The following is an 18,295-nucleotide window of genomic DNA, read 5'->3' as shown; positions in this document are numbered from 1 at the left end:
GTCAGCTCCGGAACTGCGGTTTCAGCGGGCCGAGGTTACGTTCCCGCACCACGCCGGTCCACAACCCGGTCCCGTAGGCCACGTCGTCGAGGCGCTTGAGCACCAGGTAACACATCAGTCCCAGCGGCCTGGCGTCGTCTTCGGCGTGCCTTCGGCGGGCCAGCCAGTCCACCACCCCGTCGACCACGGCCGCGACCAGCACGATGCGCCGGCAGCGCCGCGACAGCGACGCCGCCAGCAGCGCCACCGGCCAGTAGTGCCGGCAGATGGCCGAGGCGAGTTGCAGTACCGCCGAACCCAGCCAGCGGCCGGTCACCGCGGCCACGTCACTGGCCCCCGTCTCCGGAGCCTGCATCGCGGTGGCGACCCGTCGTCCCGTCACGGCCACGGCCACCAGCGACGCCAGGTAGCTGAGCCGGGTGCCGGCGGCCAGGAGCAGCCAGACCACCATCGTGGGGGTCGAGATCACCATGGGCGCCGTCTTGTCCGGATGCCGGGCCGACAACGGTGCGGCCGATGTGCCGTAAAACGCCCTGCGCGACAACCAGTCCCGCATCTTGGTGCGGTGCTCATGAGCAACCAGGGCGATGGGCTCATACCGCAGGCGCGCACCTGCTTCGACGAGGCGCCAGCACAGGTCCACATCTTCACCCGAGTGCATGCTCTCGTCGAATCCGCCCAGTTCGGCCACGGTGCGGCGTCGGCAGATGATCGCCGCGCTGGGCACGTACGACACCGTGGTGTAGGGCACCACCGGGGCTTCGCGGTGCCCCAGATCCAGGGACGACCGGATGGCTTCGTAGCGGCTCACCACGTTGTCGGTCTGCGACAGCCCGACGATCCTCGGCGCCACGAGCGCCACCGCCGGGTCGCAGAAATGGCCGAGCAGCGCTTCCAGCCAGCCCCGTCGGGGCACCACATCGGAGTCGAGGAAGGCCACGAAGTCGGTGGTACTGGCCGCCAGCCCGGTGTTGCGGGCGGCGGCGGGCCCGCGGCTCACGGAATGCCGCAGCACTTCGATCTCACAGTGGGCGTCCGCGAAATCGCTCGGGGCCACCGGAATCTCCGAGCCGTCGTCGACCACCAGAACGCGCAACCCGCGCATCGCAGCGACCAGGCGCCGCACTCCTAAAGTATTGTCGCGCACGGGAATAACGACCGTCACGTCGCGGTGGGAGGGCCCTCCGGCGGGCCGGGGATGGGCGACGGTGGCATCCAGCAGGGTACGAGCCAGCTGAGCACTGGTGGCGTCGCGCACCTCGAGCCGGCCCCCGTCCAGCATCACCTGCGCGGCCGGCGCCAACCGCAGCAACCGGGCCGGCGACCCGCCCAGCAGCGCAGATCCGGACCCCAGCACTTTGACCCGCCGGTCTATCTGGACCGCGAACCCGTCCGGAAGGCGGGTCTGGGCGGCAGGTTCGGCGGTCTCCCGCACCATGTCGGTGTCGGTGTCGGTTTCGGTGCCGGACATCATGACAACATTCCGTCGTCTCGGGGTGCCCACCGGGCCACCCGGTCGACGCAGCCGGCCACCATCTCCTCGAACAACCGTTCGCCCGCAACCGCCGTCGCAGTGGTCGGATCCCCCAACACTCCCACCTCACTCACTGCAGCTACTCCCCCGCTCCGCATCCTGGGCATCAACTCCGCCAGTGGCGCACTGTTTCCCGGACAGGACTCCTCGATCAGGACATCAGACGGCGAAAGATACAGCAATACCGACGTTTCGGTGTGGCCGGCATGAGCATCGCCGCCTCGGACCAGACACGAACACCACACCACGTCGCGGCCTTCGTAGCGCAACAAACGGGTGGCCGCCCGCAAAGCCCCGACATTGCCCCCGTGACCGTTGACGAAAACCACCCGTGGCGCCCACCGGCACGCGGACCGGCCGAACTCGACCAGTAACCGCTCCAAGGCGTCCTCGCCGATCGAGATGGTGCCGGGGAACGCCTCGTGCTCGCCGCTGGCCCCGTAGGCCACCGGTGGCGCGAGCAGGTGATCAGGCCCGAGCCGCCCGGCCAGTTCGCGGGCGACGGCGGTGGCAATCCGCGTGTCGGTGTCCAGTGGCAGGTGCGGGCCGTGCTGTTCGCATGAGCCGACGGGCACCACCACCACGGCCGAGGTGCCGTGCAGCTGGAATGAGGTGCGGTTCCCCAGATCACTGGCTCCGAATTCGGTGGGGACAGGCACTTGCCGATGGTAGGCCGAATTCACCTGGCGCGCCTCGATTGTTGGCGCAGTCTTTCGATTTCTTTCACCGCCGCCGGGACGGGCGGGCCCATCGGGTCACCTCAGCCCCGTGAGCCACGCCCGTATCAGCGTGCGGTTCAGGCGCCCAGGGTGCGGGTGAAACCGTCCGGGATGAGAATGTCGTCGGGGGTGAGGTCGTGAATGGAGGCCTTGCCGAGGCCCATGAGGGCGGAGTCGATGCCGCCGCGCAGGATGTCGAGGACGTTCTCCACACCAGCCTGGCCGTTGGCGGCCAGTCCCCACAGGTAGGCGCGGCCGATCATCACTGCGCGTGCGCCGAGGGCGACGGCCTTGACGACATCGCTGCCGCGGCGGATCCCACCGTCGAGCAATACCTCCACCTGGTCGCCGACGGTATCGGCGATGGCAGGCAGGCAGCGGATGGCCGCTGGGGTGCCGTCGAGGTTGTTGCCGCCGTGGTTGGACACCGAGATTGCTGAAACCCCGGCGTCCACAGCACGTTTGGCATCGTCAACCCGGACGATGCCCTTCAGCATGAACGGGGCATCGGCCCACTGGGAGCGCAGCCAGGCGATGTCCTCCCACGTGGGCGGCGGGGTGCCCATCCATTCGCCGTAGGCCTGGAAGAAAGGCGGACCCGCTTCACCTTTGCGGCCCTGGTTGGGCACCCGCAGATCCGGCGGGCTCATGGTCTTGCCGAAGTTCCACAGCCAGCGCGGTTTGGTGATCACCTCAGGGGCCATCTTCACCATGGTCTTGAGATTCATCTGCTCCGGGATCTTCGGACTGCCCCAGTCCCGGCCGTGCGAGAAGCTCCAGTCGGTGGTGGCGATCAGCCCCACCGCGCCGGCCTCCTTGGCGCGCTGCACCCGCTCGAGGATGGCGTCGCGGCCGCCCAGCCAGTAGATCTGGAAGAAGATCTTGCCGTTGACCGCGATGACCTCTTCGATCGGCTTGGAAGCGAAGGACGACAGACCCATTGCGGTACCCCGGGCGGCCGCGGCCCGGGCGACGGCGACTTCGCCGTCGGGGTCGACAGCCTGCACCCCGGTGGGTGAGATCATCACCGGCATCGAAATGTCCTGGCCCATCACGGTTGTGGCCAGATCACGCTTGGCGGCCGCGCCCACCACATGCGGAGCGAAGCCGAGTTCGGAGAACGACTCGACATTGTCGGAGATCGTCACACCCTTCTCGCTGGCGCCCAGCAAAGCTGAGTAGGCGGATTTGGGCAGCCGTTTCTTGGCCAGCTGCTGGGCGATGGAAACGGTTTCGAACCACGTGTCACGAGCCATTTTCTACACAGGACTTTCGTTGCAGAATTTCTTGGGAGGAGCGCTCAAGGTGAGCATCACCGGCGCATTCTTGCGTTTGCCGGTGTGGGAATGGTCGCCGCTGGGCTTGGGTTTGGTGCGCTCCAGTGCCAGGGCGGGTTCGCCGTAGCCTTGGACGCATTCCGGATCCGGACCGTCCAGCGGCAGGCCGGTGAAGAACTTCGCCGCCATACAACCACCGCGGCAGGCGTCGTAGTGGTTGCAGGACCCGCAGGCGCCGGCCGAGGTCGGCTCACGCAGCTCCCGGAACAGCGGCGCGTTCTTCCATACATTGTCAAAGCCGCCGTCGGACACCAGGTTTCCGGCCAGGAACTTGTCGTGGATGGCAAACGGGCAGGCGTAGACGTCGCCGATCGGGTCGATCAGGCACACCACGCGCCCGGCGCCGCACAGGTTCAGCCCGGCCAGGGCTCCTGGTTCACCGAGCCCGGAGAGGTGGAAGAAGGAGTCACCGGTGAGCACCCGCTCACCGTGGAGCACCAGCCAGTCGTAGAGCTGCACCTGTTGGGCGGCGGTGGGATGCAGTTCATCCCACACATCGGCCCCGCGGCCCGAGGGCCGCAGCCGGGTGATGCGCAAGGTGGCGCCGAACCGGTCGGCCAGGGCCTTGAAGTCATCGAGTTGGTCGACGTTGTGGCGGGTCACCACCACCGAGATCTTGGCGTCTTTGAAACCGGCGTTCTTCAGGTTCTCCAGAGCCCGGATCGCCATGTCGAACGAGCCTTTTCCGCGCACCGCATCGTTGATCTCGGCGGTGGCGCCGTCGAGGGAGATCTGCACGTCGACGTAATCGCTGGCGGCCAGCTTGGCCGCCACCGCCTCATTGATCCGCACCCCGTTGGTGGAGAACTTCACGCCCACATGGTGTGCGGTGGCGTAGTCGACCAGCTCCCAGAAATCCGGGCGCACCGTGGGCTCACCACCGCCGATGTTGACGTAGAACACCTGCATGCGTTCCAGCTCATCGATGATCGCCTTGCACTGCTCGGTGCTCAGCTCACGCGGGTCACGTTTGCCTGATGCCGACAGGCAGTGCACACATGCGAGATTGCAGGCGTAGGTCAGTTCCCAGGTCAAACAGATCGGGGCGTCCAGACCGCGCTCGAACTGATCGACAAGACGGGGGACGGGGGCTACGGCAGTCATGAATTCTCCTTCGAGACAAGCATGTTCGACGCCGCCAGCGTGGCCAATGCGCGCAGGTACGGCTCCTGGGCGTCCTCGTCGACGCCCGCGGCGCGGCACGCCGACCGGGCATCGGGGTACTCGCCCAACGTCTCGACCATGGCCAGGATGGTGCGATTCTTCAGAAATGACAGTTTGCGAGTACCGAAGTGGTACAGCAGCGCGCCGAACGGCTCCGGCCGCACCGCCACCTGCGGATGCAGACGCCATCCACAATCCGGATCGAACGACGTCACCGTCGGCGCGCTGCTCATGATCAGTAGACCCCGCACATCCCGTCGATGGACACCTCTTCGACCAGCGTCTCGGTGACCAGTTCGGCCTCGGAGGCGACCTGCGGATCGTGTTCCATAAAACCAGCCTTTCTTGATGTGACACTCGACACAACGTCGGGTGCGGACCACAATATGGCATCGAGTGCCTAAATGGAAGAGGAGCAGCGGTGGCTTCTGAAAAGCCCCAACTGGGACGAAAACGATCCACCACGCGCGACCACATCGCCGACGTGGCCATCGACCTGTTCTGCGCGCGGGGGTTCGACTCGGTGAGCGTCGACGACGTGGCCCAGGCCGCGGGCATCGCCCGTCGCACCCTGTTCCGCTACTACCCCTCCAAGAGCGCGCTGCCCTGGGGCGACTTCGACGTGCATCTGGCCCAGCTGCGAGAACTGTTCGGCGGCTTCGACGAACAGGTGCCACTGCGCGACGCGCTGCGGTCGGGGTTGCTGGCCTTCAACACCTTCGACGACATGGAAGCCGCGCGACACCGTGAGCGTATGCGATTGATCCTGGAAACTGCTGAGCTGCAGGCATATTCGATGACGATGTATGCGGGGTGGCGTGAGGTGATCGCCGAATTCGTCGCCCACCGGCGCGGACAGCTTGCCGCCGACATCGGCCCCCAGGCCGTCGGCTGGATGATGCTGGGCGTGGCACTGTCCGCCTACGAACACTGGCTCGCGGACGCCTCGGTGTCACTCACCGAGGCACTCGGCCAGGCCTTCGATGTCGTCGCCTCCGGCCTCTAGTGGTGCGGGGCGCGACCCACAGATCACGAGAAAGGTGACGGAGTCCGGCGTCGGATCACGACGATAGGGGTGTGAGCGCCGAATCGCTGCTGACGCTGTACGACGAAGCCCTGCCGATCGTGTACGGCTACTTCGTCAGGCGCTGCGGCGACCGCGGCACCGCCGAGGACCTGACCTCGGAGACCTTCCTGGCGGCCATGGACGCCGCCAGGAAACCGGATCCACCCCCGGTCACGGTGCCTTGGCTACTCGGGGTGGCGCGGCACAAACTCGCCGATCATTACCGGCGTAGGCACCTCATCCCGATGGCCGAACTGCCAGAGCCCGGGCCCGACACCGGTGCGTGGGACGCCGAACTGGACCGCATGGTCGCCGAGAGCGTGCTCAACAGGCTGGCCGAGCCGCACCGCAGCGTGCTGGTGTTGCGCTACATGGACGACCATTCGGTGCCCGAATGCGCGGCGTTGATCGGACGGACCGTCCATGCCACCGAGGCGCTCCTGGTCCGGGCCCGCCGGGCCTTCAGACAGCAGTACCCGGAAGGAGGAACGTCATGACCGACCCCCTGCACGTGCTGCACAGCGACGACCTTCCGGTCCAGCCCGACCCCGGCTTCGCGGCCCGCCTTCGGCGCCGTCTCGAGTCGGCCCTGACGATGCCCGAAGGAGTGATCATGAGCGGCACCGATACCGCCCTGACGGAATTGACCCGAACCACCCTCCCCCGCCCGGCCGCTCTGCCGTATCTGACGGTGGCCGACGCCCGCGCCGCCATCTCCTGGTACTCCGATACCTTCGGCGCCCGGGTGCAGGGTCAGCCGATTGTCATGGACGACAACAGAATAGGGCACGCGGAGCTGATCCTGGCGGGCGGCGTGCTCTACCTGGCCGACGAGTATCCGGAGCTGGGCCTGACCGCACCGGTCGCCGGCGCCACGTCGGTGAGCCTGATGCTGGCGGTACCCGACACCGACGCGGCCCTGCGCAAGGCTCGCGACACCGGCGGGCACGTCGAGCGCGAACCCTACGAGGCTCACGGCTCACGCAACGCCACCGTCATTGACCCGTTCGGACACCGGTGGATGTTGACCGGCCCCGTCACCGGCGCCACGACGCCGATTCAGCACGGCGACGTCGGGTACGTCTCGCTGTGGACCGTCGACGTAGCCCGGGCCGCCGCGTTCTACGGCCGCGTCCTCGGTTGGGAATTCGACCCGGCCACGCACCAGGTCGTCAACACCGACCAGCGCATCGGCATCTACAGCGTGGGCGTGAACACGCTGTTCTGCTGCTATGCGGTGACCGACCTGGAGGGTGCCCGGCAGTCGATCGCACGCGGCGGTGGCCGCCCCGGCACCGTCACGCAGTTCGATTTCGGCTCGGTGCTCGACGCCACCGATCCGCAGGGCACCCCGTTCGCGGTCTTCGTACCGGCACCGGGAACTCCCCGGCCCGCGCTGAATGGCGCTGGGCCGGGCGAACTCTCGTACATCACATACGAAGTGGGCGACGCCGCCGCATTCCGTGCGTTCTACAGCGGGTTCCTCTTCTGGACATTCGAGCCGGGACGGGTGGACGACGGCTGGCAAGTTCAAGGCTCGCATCCGATGGCCGGTGTGGCAGGCGGCAGTGCCCGAACCGTCACCGTGCCGATGTGGACGGTCGCCGATGTCGACGACGCGGTGGCACGTGTCCGGCACGCCGGTGGGACCGTGCTGCAGGAGCCGAGCCGGCAGCCCTACGGGCGCATGGCCGAGTGCAGCGACGACCAGGGCGGCCGGTTCTACCTGGGCGAGTTCTGAGTCGGCAATTTGAACTCTCGACAAATTTAACCGGCGCGTAATCCGCGGGGGCTCGATAGCTTGCCGTTTGTGTCGCGACAATTGCATCTGCTGGCCTACGGCAACACCCGCTCGGCGGGCCCGTGGCGGCATCCCGAAATCGACAACAGCACCGCAGCAGTGCGGCGCCGCCTGGTGCGACGGGCCCAGACCGCGGAGGCCGGGACCTTCGACGCGGTGTTCTTCGCCGACGGCCTGAACTTCGGCCCGCCGGCCACTTGGCCGTACAAGACCACCGAAGATTTCGAGCCCTTGACCACCACCGCGGCCCTGTCGTCGGTCACCGACCACATCGGCCTGGTGGTCACCGGCTCGGCCACTCTGCAGCACCCCTACCACCTGGCCCGGCAGCTGCTGTCCCTCGACCATCTCAGCGGCGGCCGCGCCGGCTGGAACCTGGTGACCAGCTTCGCCCAGGCCGCCGCCGACAACTTCAGCGCCCGCGGCGTCGTCGACCACGACGAGCGCTACCGGGTGGCCGAAGAAGCACTCGACGTCGTCCAGAAACTCTGGGACGGCTGGGCCGACGACACCATCGTCGAAGACCGGCGCAGCGGAATCTTCAACGATGTCACCAAGATCCACGTCGCCAACCACCACGGTCGCTACTTCGACGTGCGAGGACCCATCGGCGCGGCCCGCTCCCCGCAGGGCCGGCCGGTGCTGTTCCAGGCCGGGTCGTCGGCGACGGGCCGCGGCTTCGCCGCCCGGCACGCCGAGGTGATCTTCACCGGCCAGGGCAACCGCACCCGGGCCCAGGAGTTCTACCGGCAGATCCAGGCCGAGTCGCGGGCCCAGGGCCGCGCCGCCGCGCCGTTGATCACCCCGTCGCTGCGCTTCATCGTCGGCTCCACCGAGGACGAGGTGGCCCGCATCGAGCGCACCGCCTACGAGTACTTCAGCCCCGAGTACCAGGCCGGCTGGCTGCTGGAGGTCGACGTCGACGTCACCGGCGCCGATCTGGACGGCCCGGTGCCGGACTCCGCGTTCCCCGACAGCACCGAAACCCATCAGACGGCGCTGGCGGGCTATCGGGCGCTGGCCAAGGACGGCAACCCCACGGTCCGGGAATTCCTGTACCGCACCGTGAACGGCTGGGGCGCAAGCGTCGCCGGCACACCGGAACAGATCGCGGACGAGATCGAGAGCTGGTTCACCACAAAGGCTTCCGACGGCTTCGTGCTGATGGACTCGGGACTGCCCGGCCAGTTCGACACCTTCGTCGAACAGGTGGTCCCGCTGCTGCGCAAGCGCAGCCTGTTCCGCCACGAGTACTCGGGCAGCACACTGCGCCACCATCTCGGCCTCGCCGTCCCTCCCCACCGCACTCACTGAAAGAAGCACCATGTCCTCAGCCACCTACCTGCAGCCACCCACCGCGGATCTCGACGAGCTGCGGGCGCGGTTCGCACCGCACTTCGCCGACATCGCGGCCGGCAACCTCGAACGCGAACGCGGCCGGGTGTTTCCGCACGATCAGGTCCGTCAGCTGGGCGACGCCGGATTCGGCACGCTGCGCATCCCCGTCGAGTACGGCGGGCTGGGCGCCTCACTGGAGCAGACCTTTCTGCTGCTGGCCGATCTCGGCGAGGCCGACCCCAACGTCGCGCACATCTTTCGTAACCACCTTGCGTTCGTCGAGGACCGGCTGAACGCACCACGATCCGATTCCGGTGACATCTGGCTCAAACGCTTCCTCGCCGGCGCGTTCGTCGGCGGCGGCTGGACCGAGGCCAACAATCTCACGCTGGCGAAGATCGCCACCACCGTCACCACCGAGGACGACCACTGGGTGGTCAGCGGCGCGAAATACTATGCCACCGGCAGCCTTTACGCGGACTGGCTCGACGTCATCGGCCGCGGCGACGACGGCGAACTCTGGACCGCCCTGGTGCGGGCCGATGATCCGGGGGTCACCCTGATCGACGACTGGCGTGGTTTCGGGCAGCGCACCACTGCCAGCGGGTCGGCGCGCTACGACCGGGTGCGCGCCGAAGCCGGTGATGTGTTCCCCGCCGCCGACCGCTTCTCCTACCAACCGCACTTCTATCAGACGGCCATGCTGTCGGTGCTCACCGGAATCACCAGGGCCACCCTGCGCGACGGCCACACCGCGCTGGTGGCCCGCGAACGCAACTATCCTCAGGGCCTCACCCCGGTGGCCCGTGACGACGCGCAACTGCTGCAGGTCATCGGTCAGGTGTCCGCGGAGGTGTTCGCCGCGCAGTCCGCATTGGCCGCCGCCGCCCGCACGCTCGACGACGTGGTGCGCGGCCGGATCACCGGCGCTGCGGATCGGCACCGCCAGAGGCTGATCGACGCCGAGGTGGCCGTCACCCAGGCGCAGCTGGTGATCATCGCGGCTGCGCTGGAGGCCACCACCACCGTGTTCGACGCGCTCGGGGCGTCCGGGGTCTCCGAGGAGCTGGGGCTGGACCGACACTGGCGCAACGCGCGCACCCTGGCGTCGCACAATCCGCGGGTCTACAAGGCCCGGATTCTCGGTGACTGGTTGGTCAACGGAAAGGATCCGGTGCCGGATCTGGCCTCCCGCGGCCGCGGCGGCCAAGGAGACTGACGGCGATGACGGACCCGGAACCCATCATCCTGCATGCGTTCTCGATGAACTCGGTGTCACACGTCAACTACGGACTGTGGCGCCATCCCCGCGATCAGACGTACCGGTACAACACGATCGAGTACTGGACCGAGCTGGCTCAGACCCTGGACCGCGGCGGTTTCGACGCCCTGTTCCTGGCCGACGCGCTCGGGCTGCTGGACACCTACGCCGGGGATGCCGAGGCGTCCCTACGCACCGGTACCCAGTCGCCGGTCAGCGATCCGCTGCTGCTGGTGTCGGCCATGGCGGCGGCCACCACGCATCTGGGCTTCGGGGTCACGGTGTCCACCACCTACGAGCATCCGTATCTGTTGGCCCGCAAGTTCACCACGCTGGACCACCTGACCCGTGGCCGGGTGGCGTGGAACATCGTCACCTCCCAATTGGAGAGCGCGGCACGCAATCTCGGGCTGGACCGTCAAGTGCCGCACGACGAGCGTTACGAGCGGGCCGACGAGTTCCTCGACGTGGTGTACAAGCTCTGGGAATCCTCCTGGGAGGACGGCGCGGTGGTGCGAGACCGCGATCAGCGGGTGTACACCGACCCCAGCCGAGTGCACCCAATCGGGCACTCCGGCAACTACTTCCGCGTCCCCGGCGCCCACCTGTCCGAGCCGAGCCCGCAGCGCACCCCGGTGCTGTTCCAGGCCGGCGGGTCACCCCGTGGGCAACAGTTCGCCGCCAAGCACGCCGAGGTCGTCTTCGTCGCCGGCGCCGATGCCGCCGGCCTGCGGCGCACCGTCACGACCATCCGCGAGCTGGCCGAGGGCTTCGGGCGCGACCCGTCGACGCTGCGCTTCGTCAGCGCCGTCGCAGTGGTGGTGGACGACACCGACGAGGGGGCACGAGCCAAGCTGGCCGACTACCAGTCCTACTTCGACGTCGAGGGGGCGTTGTCCCATTACTCGGCCAGTACCGGGGTGGACTTCTCCGGCCGGGACCTCGACAGTGTGATCGGCAGTCACCGAACAGATTCCAACCGTTCACTGCTGAGCATGTTCGCCGACGCCGACCGCACCTGGACACTGCGCCAGGCGCTGGCACCGTCGCACGGGTTCGGCCGCACGCCGACGTTCGTCGGAACTCCCCCATCGGTGGCCGACGCCTTGGAGCGGTGGCTGGCCGACACCGATACCGAGGGCTTCAACCTGATCCACATCGTCAACCCGGACAGCTACCGCGACTTCGCCGAATTGGTGGTTCCCGAACTGTCCCGCCGCGGCCGGATCCGGCCCCGCCCGCAGACTGCCACCACCTTGCGGGCCCGGTTGTCGGGCCGCAACGGGGTCCGCGACGATCACCCGGCGTCGCGGTACCGGGCGCGGGCGGGCGCCCGATGAGCACCCAGGGGCGGCACCAGCGGGTTACCGCATGAGCGCGCCCGAGATCCGCGTCCTGGACGACGAAGCGGAGCTGATCGCCGCTACCAACGTCTTTCGGGCCGCGATGGTCGGCTTTCCCAAGCTGGTCGATCTTCCCGCGGGGACCATCACCAAACTGCTCGAGCCAGGACGCACTCTCGGCGCCTTCGTCGACGGCGTGCTCGTCGGGACCACCGATTCGGCCGCCAGCACGCTCATCCTGCCGGGAGGAAACCAGGTGCCGCACGCCGCGGTCACCCATGTCGGCGTGCTGCCCACGGCCACCCGCCGCGGCGTGGCCACCGCGCTGATGCATCACCAATTGCGTGATCTGCGCAACCGCGGCGAGGTGGTGGCCACACTGCGCGCCTCCGAGGCCACCATCTATGAGCGGTTCGGGTACTCGGTCGCCAGTTCCACGCACACGCTGGAGGTACGAACCGCCGAGGCGGTGCTGCGTCGCGGAGTCGGTGAGGGCGGGCCGGTCCGGCTGGTGGAGCCGGGCTCGGCGTGGGACCTGCTGCCCGCCATCTACAGCCGCGCCCGGCCCACCCGCCCGGGCGGTATCGGCCGGCCCGCGGTGTGGTGGCAGAACCAGCAGTTCCGGGCCGCCACCTCGTCGGCCCCGAGTTATGTTGCAGTGCACGGGGAACCAGGCGCCGAGGATGGTTTCGTCCGGTACCGGCCGGAGAACACCGACCGCTGGTTCGTCCAGAACGAAAGGACGGTGGTCGTCGACGATTTCTTCGCCCCCACCGACTCCGCCTACCTGGGCCTGGTGCGGTACCTGCTCGACCTCGACCTGGTGGACCGGCTGGTGTTCACGTTGTCTCCCGTGGACGACCCGCTGCCGTGGCTGCTGACCGACCGGCGCGCGGTACAGGTGGTCGGTGAGCGTGACGAGACCTGGCTGCGGGTGCTCGACACCCACCGGGCGCTGGCTGGGCGCCGCTACGCGGATGCCACCGAGTTGGTGATCGCCGTGCAGGATCGTGTGTTGCCCGACAATGCCGGCACCTTCGCCCTGACCGCCCGGGGCGTGGTACCGACATCACGACCGCCGCAGTTGACGGTGGACGTGGCGACGTTGGCGGCCGTCCTGCTGGGTGGGACGTCCTGGCGCACTGCGGCGCTGGCCGGACTTGTGGCCGTCGCCGACCCGGAGGCTCTGGAGGTTGCCGACCGGTTGTTCGCGGTGCCCCTGGCTCCTTTCGCCGGGTTCTACTTTTGATCGGCGCGCGTGTAACCCGGCGTTAATTTCCCACTGAGCCAAACCCGTGCTCCCGCGCCCGGCGACGTCCACGATGTCCGTGTGTTGTTGTGGCAGTGGGGATCCCCCGTGAAAAGCAGTCATGTCACTGCTTGAGGTCGAAGATCTCTCCGTCACCATCCACACCGGAGATCGCGCCTCGGGACGACGGGCGGTCCGGGCGGTGGAGTCGTTCAGCTTCTCGGTGGACCCCGGGCAGACGCTGGCGGTGGTCGGTGAATCCGGTTCCGGCAAGAGCGTTTCGCTGCTGGCCGCCACCAGGCTGCTCGGGCTCGACGCCGACGTCACCGGAACGGTGCGGTTCGACGGGCAGGACCTGCTGACCGTCGCACCGCGTCAGCTGCGCCGGATCCTGGGCAAGCAGATCGGGTTCGTCTTCCAGGATCCGCAGAGCAATCTGCATCCGTTCAAGACCGTCGGCGACCAGATCGGCGAGGTGCTGCGGATGCACTCCGGCGGATCGAAACGGCAGCGCCGCAGCCGGGTCGAAGAACTGCTCGGTGAGGTGGGAATCGCCGACCCGCACACCGCCTATGCCCACTACCCCGCCGAGTTCTCCGGCGGCATGCGGCAACGGGTGATGATCGCCATCGCCATCGCGCTGAATCCGGCGTTGATCATCGCCGACGAACCCACCACCGCTCTGGACGTGAGTGTCCAGGCCGGAATCCTGGCGCTGTTGGGCCGGCTCCAGCGCGAACACGGCACCGCGATCGTCTTCGTCAGCCACGACCTGGCGGTGGTGCACCAGATCGCCGACACCGTCGTGGTGGTCAAGGACGGCCGGGTGGTCGAAACCGGCACCCGCGCCGAGCTGTACCGCGCCCCACGCGAGCAGTACACCCGGGATCTGCTGCGCGCTTCCCGGTTGCACAGTCTGCGCGCCCCGGCCACCCGTGTGCCGCCGGCCGATGCCGAAACGGTGCTCACCGTCCGCGGCCTGCGTAAGTCCTACCGCACCAGGACCCGCGGGCAGCGCAGGACGGTCGTCGAAGACTTCGACCTCACCATCGACCGCGGTCAGATCGTCGGTCTGGTCGGCGAATCCGGTTCGGGGAAGTCCACTGTCGGACGCATCGTCGCCGGGCTGCAGTACGCCGACGGCGGCGACATCCGGCTGGCCGGTGAGCAGTTCCCCACCTCACTCAGCGACGGTGTGCCCGCCCTGGCCCCGGCCACCCGGCGGGCGGTGCAGATGGTCTTCCAGGACCCGTATTCGAGCCTCAACCCGCGGCGCACGGTCGCCGCGTCCCTGGCCGCGCCGTTGCAGGTCCAGCGCGTCGAGGCCGCCGCGATCAGCAGGCGGGTGCACGAGGCCGCCGATGCCGCACGACTGCCCGCCGCCTTGCTCAACCGCTATCCCGCCGAACTGTCCGGCGGGCAACGCCAACGGGTGGCGATCGCGCGGGCGCTGGTGTTGCGGCCGGCGTTGATCGTCGCCGACGAGGCATTGTCCTCACTGGATGTCACCACCGGCAGCGAGATCATCGAGTTGGTCCAGACACTGGTACGTGAACAGGGCACGGCATTCCTGTTCATCACCCACGACCTGGGTGTGGTGTCGTCGATCGCCGATCAGGTGATCGTGCTGGGCCCGGACGGAGTCGCGGAGTCCGGTGACACCGCCACGGTGTTCACCGATCCGCAATCCGCTTACACCCGCGCGCTTCTGGATGCGGTACCAAACGTGGACGAAGAGTTGGTGACATGAGTCAAGTCCTGTTGCCGCAGGCAGCGGGTGCTGATCTCGACACGCTGACACCCCGGAATCGTCTGCGCCGCTTTCTCTCCGACCCCGGGCTGGTGATCGGGTCGGCGCTGGTGCTGCTGGTGGTCATCGCCGCGCTGGCAGCACCGCTGGTGGCCGCCGTCGTGGGTCACGGTCCCAATGACCAGTTCCCCGACGACACCCTGGACGCCGCGGGGCTTCCCATCACCGGGGGCAACGGGTTCCTGCTCGGCGCCGACGGCAACGGCCGCGACGTCTTCGTGCGCACGCTCTACGGCGCCCGGGTGTCGCTGGGCATCGGCATCCCGGCGACCACGCTGGCCATGCTGATCGGTGTGATCGTCGGCCTGCTCGGCGGCTACTTCGGAGGGCGCGTGGATGCGGCGCTGTCGGAGCTGACCAACATCGCCTTGGCGTTTCCGTTCCTGGTGACGGCGCTGTCGGTGGTGACGCTCAACCGCGGTACCGCGGGCACCAATCTGATCGATCCGATCTTCGTGGTGATCGGCATCATCGCGCTGTTCTCGTGGACCTATTTCGCGCGGCTGGTCCGCAACGCCGTGATCGAGGTGAAGGCCAAACCGTTTGTGCTGGCGGCGATCGGCGCCGGAAGCTCTCACTGGCGGGTACTGCTGCGCGAGATCCTGCCGATCATCGCGCCGACGGTCATCATCTACTGGTCGGTGCAACTGCCGGCGAACATCGTCGCCGAGGCCTCGTTGTCGTATCTGGGCGTCGGCATCAAGGCGCCGACCCCGAGTTGGGGCACCATGATCGCCAACGCTCAGCAGTCCGCGCTGTATCAGACCCAGCCCTGGCTGTTGATCGCGCCGGCATTCGCGTTGTTCGTCACCGTGTTGGGCTTCAACATCCTGAGCACGCGGCTGCGCAGCCGGTTCGACCCGTTGGCGCGGCGATGACGCGCTTCGCGCTGTGGCGCACCAGCCGCATGGTGTTCACCGTCTCGGTGGTCGTGCTGATCACCTTCGGCCTCACCCGCGTCGCCTACCAGAACCCGGCCCGGATGCTGGCTCCGGAGAACGCATCTCAGGAGACCGTCGACGCGATCGCCCGCAGCCTTCGGCTCGATGATCCGTGGTGGGTGCAGCTGTGGCACTACGCCGTGCGCGGCCCCGAGATCAAGGGCACCCCGACCGGCTTGCTGAACTGGCCGCCCAGTCTGGGCTATTCGTACCGGCAGCAACGGCCGGTCACCGAACTGATCCTGGAGAAGATCCCGGTCACCGTCAGTCTGGCGGTGGGCGCGCTCGTGCTGTGGGGAGCGTTGTCGATACTGCTCGGGGTGTACGCCGCGCGGCGCCCCGGCGGGTGGTTCGACACCGCCACCGCGGGCATTTCGTATGTGTTCCTGTCGATCCCGACGTTTGTCACCGGCGTGGCGCTGCTGTACCTGCTGTACTTCAAGCTGTCCCTGGCCGGGGTGAAGTTCTTCCCCGGCGGGGGTTATGTACCGCTGACCGAGTCGCCGGTGGAGTGGGCCCGACATCTTCTGCTGCCCTGGCTCACCCTGGTGCTGGCCGAGGTCGCACTGTTCCAGCGGGTGGTGCGCGCGTCGGTACTGGAAGTCGCGAACAAGGACTACATCCGCACCGCCCGGGCCAAAGGAGTTGGGCCGCAACGGGTGTACTTCGACCACGCCCTGTCGGCCGCCTTGAACCCGATTCTCACCCTCGGCGCCATCGAGTTCGCCACCATCCTCGGCGGCGCCATCATCACCGAGCAACTGTTCGGTCTCGACGGGGTGGGCCGGCTGGCGGTCAGCGCCGCCAACTCCGGTGATGCCCCCGTGGTGATCGGCTGCACACTGCTGGGCGCCGTCATCTTCGTGGTGTCCACGTTTGCCATCGACCTCATCACCCACGCCCGCAGCGGCAAATGACCTGTGCTCCACCCCTCATCATCAAGGAGAATCTCAATGAAAGTCCCCTGGCGCATCGCTGCCCTGCTCACGGCCACCCTCGTGGTGGGCGCCTGCGGCAGCAGCACCACTTCCGAGGAGGCGTCCTCGGCGGACCCGTCGTCGCTGTACGGCGGCACCCTGAAGGTGGCATCCGTCGGTGACATCGACGCACTCGATCCGCTGATCGCCTACTCCGCCGAATCGTGGCAGGTCATCCGCGCCACGACCCGGCAGCTGGTCACCTACGCCGGCAACAAGGAGAGCATCGGCGAGGACACCGAGGTGGTACCCGATCTCGCGGAGAGCTGGGACATCAGCCCGGACAAGCTGACCTACACGTTCCACCTGCGCGACGGCATCACGTTCTCCGGTGCCAGTGACCGACCGATCACGGCACAGGACTTCGTGTATGCGATCAAGCGATTCCCCGATCCCAACGGCCAGGTCAGCGCCATCACCTACTACAACGCGCTGTTCGACGGATTCACCGAGTACGCCGACGAATTCGCCAAGGTGCCGACCGGCGACCTGAACGCCGTGAAGCAGTTCATCGACACCCACGACATCCGCGGGGTCAAGGCTCTCGACGACAAGACACTGGAGATCAAGCTGACCCGGCCGGCCAGCGACATCCTCGACATCCTCACCCTCAACTTCGTCAGCCCGCTGCCCGAGGAGGTGGTGTCGAAGTACTTCGCCGACAGCCTGGAGTTCCGGCAGAACTACGTCTCCTCCGGGCCGTACTACATCGACTCCTACGATCAGGGCAAGCAACTCACCTTGAAGAAGGTGGAGAACTACAACGCCGAAGGCGACCCGCGCAAGGCGTACGCCGACGAGATCGTCTTCGACACCACGGTGGCCTCCGCGGATGCGGCCTCCCAGCAGCTGCAGACCGGCACCGCCGACATCGGGTTGTACATCCGCGCCTACCCGGCCAATGTGATCGCCCAGTACAAGCAGGCCGATCCCGATCACCTGCACAAGTCGGCCAGTGGGTCGGCGGTGTTCCTCAGCTGGAACAACCCCGAGCAGCCGGCCACCCCGGCGCAGGCGGCACTGAAAGACCTCCGGGTGCGGCAGGCCTTCAACTACTCGCTGGACCGCGCGGATGTGGTGCGGGGGTTGGGTGGTCCGGATTCGGCGATCCCCAGCAACGAGATCCTGACCTCCACCATCGTCGGCTTCAACGACGAAAACCCTTACCCGACACCGGAAGACAAGGGTGACCCGGAGAAGGCCAAGGCGCTGCTGGCCGAGGCGGGCCAATCCGATCTGACCGTCAACATCGCCTACCGCAACACTCCGGAGTTCGAGAAGATCGCCACCTCGGTGCAGAACTCGGTGCAGCGCTCCGGCATCACGGTCCGGCTGACCCCCATTCCGGGCGAGAGCTGGGGCACCTTCAGCTCGTTCCTCGGCGACAAGACCAAGCTCGGCGAATGGGATCTGGCGATCACCAACTGGACCCCGGACTGGCAGGGCAACAGCGCCCGGATGACGCTGGGCGGCTGGCTGGATTCGGAGTTCGCTCCCGGTGGCACCTGGAACGGCGTCACCTATGACAACCCGGACCTCAATGCCGCGGTGAACCGGGCGTTCGCGGCCGAGGATCCGACCGCCGATTGGAAGACCGCCAACGAGATCGCCACCAAGGATCTGGCCTGGTTCCCGTTGATCGAGCGGGTCAAGTCGGTACCGACGTCGGATCGGGTGTCCAACTGGACCTGGCAGTCGCTGGGTAACGGCGCCGATATCACCAACATCTCCGTCACCGGCCAGTAGGGATTTGGG

17 protein-coding genes are annotated in these 18,295 nt (G+C 67.6%); 11 read left to right on the top strand and 6 right to left on the bottom strand.

Annotated features, from left to right (window positions below; translation table 11 throughout):
• Position 1 precedes the first annotated feature (1 nt).
• The 6 genes from mftF to mftA all read right to left on the bottom strand — a co-directional run bounded on the left by mftF (position 2) and on the right by mftA (position 5,085).
• Positions 2-1,438, bottom strand: a complete 1,437-nt coding sequence (gene mftF, locus AC3A6P_RS08530; RefSeq protein ID WP_487691439.1) for a mycofactocin biosynthesis glycosyltransferase MftF — start codon at positions 1,436-1,438, stop codon at positions 2-4.
• A gap of 32 nt (positions 1,439-1,470) precedes the next feature.
• Positions 1,471-2,217 (bottom strand): mycofactocin biosynthesis peptidyl-dipeptidase MftE, encoded by a 747-nt coding sequence (gene mftE, locus AC3A6P_RS08525; RefSeq protein ID WP_487690741.1) that lies wholly within the window; start codon positions 2,215-2,217, stop codon positions 1,471-1,473.
• A gap of 113 nt (positions 2,218-2,330) precedes the next feature.
• Entirely contained in the window at positions 2,331-3,509 is a 1,179-nt protein-coding gene (mftD, locus tag AC3A6P_RS08520; RefSeq protein WP_487690740.1) for a pre-mycofactocin synthase MftD, read from the bottom strand.
• A 3-nt stretch (positions 3,510-3,512) separates the two neighbouring features.
• Positions 3,513-4,694 carry a mycofactocin radical SAM maturase gene (gene mftC / locus AC3A6P_RS08515; RefSeq protein WP_487690738.1) on the bottom strand — a complete coding sequence of 394 codons (1,182 nt, stop codon included), beginning with the start codon at positions 4,692-4,694 and terminating at the stop codon, positions 3,513-3,515.
• The gene (gene mftB / locus AC3A6P_RS08510; protein ID WP_487690736.1) at positions 4,691-4,987 is read right to left on the bottom strand and encodes a mycofactocin biosynthesis chaperone MftB; all 297 of its coding nucleotides are present in this window, start codon (positions 4,985-4,987) and stop codon (positions 4,691-4,693) included. Before mftB ends, mftC begins: the two co-directional genes overlap by 4 nt.
• A gap of 2 nt (positions 4,988-4,989) precedes the next feature.
• The gene (gene mftA, locus AC3A6P_RS08505) at positions 4,990-5,085 is read right to left on the bottom strand and encodes a mycofactocin precursor MftA (RefSeq protein WP_487690734.1); all 96 of its coding nucleotides are present in this window, start codon (positions 5,083-5,085) and stop codon (positions 4,990-4,992) included.
• 90 nt (positions 5,086-5,175) lie between these two features.
• Between mftA and mftR the strand changes: the two genes are divergently transcribed.
• The 11 genes from mftR (at position 5,176) to AC3A6P_RS08450 (ending at position 18,286) form a co-directional block, all read left to right on the top strand.
• Entirely contained in the window at positions 5,176-5,760 is a 585-nt protein-coding gene (mftR, locus tag AC3A6P_RS08500) for a mycofactocin system transcriptional regulator MftR (protein WP_487690732.1), read from the top strand.
• 71 nt (positions 5,761-5,831) lie between these two features.
• Positions 5,832-6,317, top strand: a complete 486-nt coding sequence (locus tag AC3A6P_RS08495; protein ID WP_487690730.1) for an RNA polymerase sigma factor — start codon at positions 5,832-5,834, stop codon at positions 6,315-6,317.
• Positions 6,314-7,561 (top strand): VOC family protein, encoded by a 1,248-nt coding sequence (locus tag AC3A6P_RS08490; RefSeq protein ID WP_487690728.1) that lies wholly within the window; start codon positions 6,314-6,316, stop codon positions 7,559-7,561. The genes AC3A6P_RS08495 and AC3A6P_RS08490 overlap by 4 nt, the downstream gene beginning before the upstream one ends.
• A gap of 69 nt (positions 7,562-7,630) precedes the next feature.
• On the top strand, positions 7,631-8,935 hold the full coding sequence (locus AC3A6P_RS08485) for an NtaA/DmoA family FMN-dependent monooxygenase (protein WP_487690726.1): 1,305 nt from the start codon (positions 7,631-7,633) through the stop codon (positions 8,933-8,935).
• Positions 8,936-8,945: 10 nt separating this feature from the next.
• Complete coding sequence (locus tag AC3A6P_RS08480; protein ID WP_487690724.1) at positions 8,946-10,178, top strand: acyl-CoA dehydrogenase family protein; 1,233 nt, start codon at positions 8,946-8,948, stop codon at positions 10,176-10,178.
• A gap of 5 nt (positions 10,179-10,183) precedes the next feature.
• Positions 10,184-11,560 carry an LLM class flavin-dependent oxidoreductase gene (locus AC3A6P_RS08475; protein WP_487690722.1) on the top strand — a complete coding sequence of 459 codons (1,377 nt, stop codon included), beginning with the start codon at positions 10,184-10,186 and terminating at the stop codon, positions 11,558-11,560.
• A 31-nt stretch (positions 11,561-11,591) separates the two neighbouring features.
• Positions 11,592-12,812, top strand: a complete 1,221-nt coding sequence (locus tag AC3A6P_RS08470; RefSeq protein ID WP_487690720.1) for a GNAT family N-acetyltransferase — start codon at positions 11,592-11,594, stop codon at positions 12,810-12,812.
• Between the two features lie 121 nt (positions 12,813-12,933).
• Positions 12,934-14,562, top strand: coding sequence for a dipeptide ABC transporter ATP-binding protein (locus AC3A6P_RS08465; protein WP_487690718.1), 1,629 nt, complete (start codon positions 12,934-12,936; stop codon positions 14,560-14,562).
• Entirely contained in the window at positions 14,559-15,500 is a 942-nt protein-coding gene (locus tag AC3A6P_RS08460) for an ABC transporter permease (protein WP_487690716.1), read from the top strand. The genes AC3A6P_RS08465 and AC3A6P_RS08460 overlap by 4 nt, the downstream gene beginning before the upstream one ends.
• Positions 15,497-16,480 (top strand): ABC transporter permease, encoded by a 984-nt coding sequence (locus AC3A6P_RS08455; protein WP_487690714.1) that lies wholly within the window; start codon positions 15,497-15,499, stop codon positions 16,478-16,480. Before AC3A6P_RS08460 ends, AC3A6P_RS08455 begins: the two co-directional genes overlap by 4 nt.
• Positions 16,481-16,516: 36 nt before the next feature.
• Complete coding sequence (locus AC3A6P_RS08450) at positions 16,517-18,286, top strand: ABC transporter substrate-binding protein (RefSeq protein ID WP_487690712.1); 1,770 nt, start codon at positions 16,517-16,519, stop codon at positions 18,284-18,286.
• The last annotated feature ends 9 nt before the right edge of the window (positions 18,287-18,295 follow it).

The sequence above is a fragment of the Mycobacterium sp. Soil_C_30 genome (assembly GCF_057656995.1).
The sequence above is the reverse complement of the archived record's forward strand: the minus strand, read 5'-3'. Positions and strand labels throughout refer to the sequence as shown.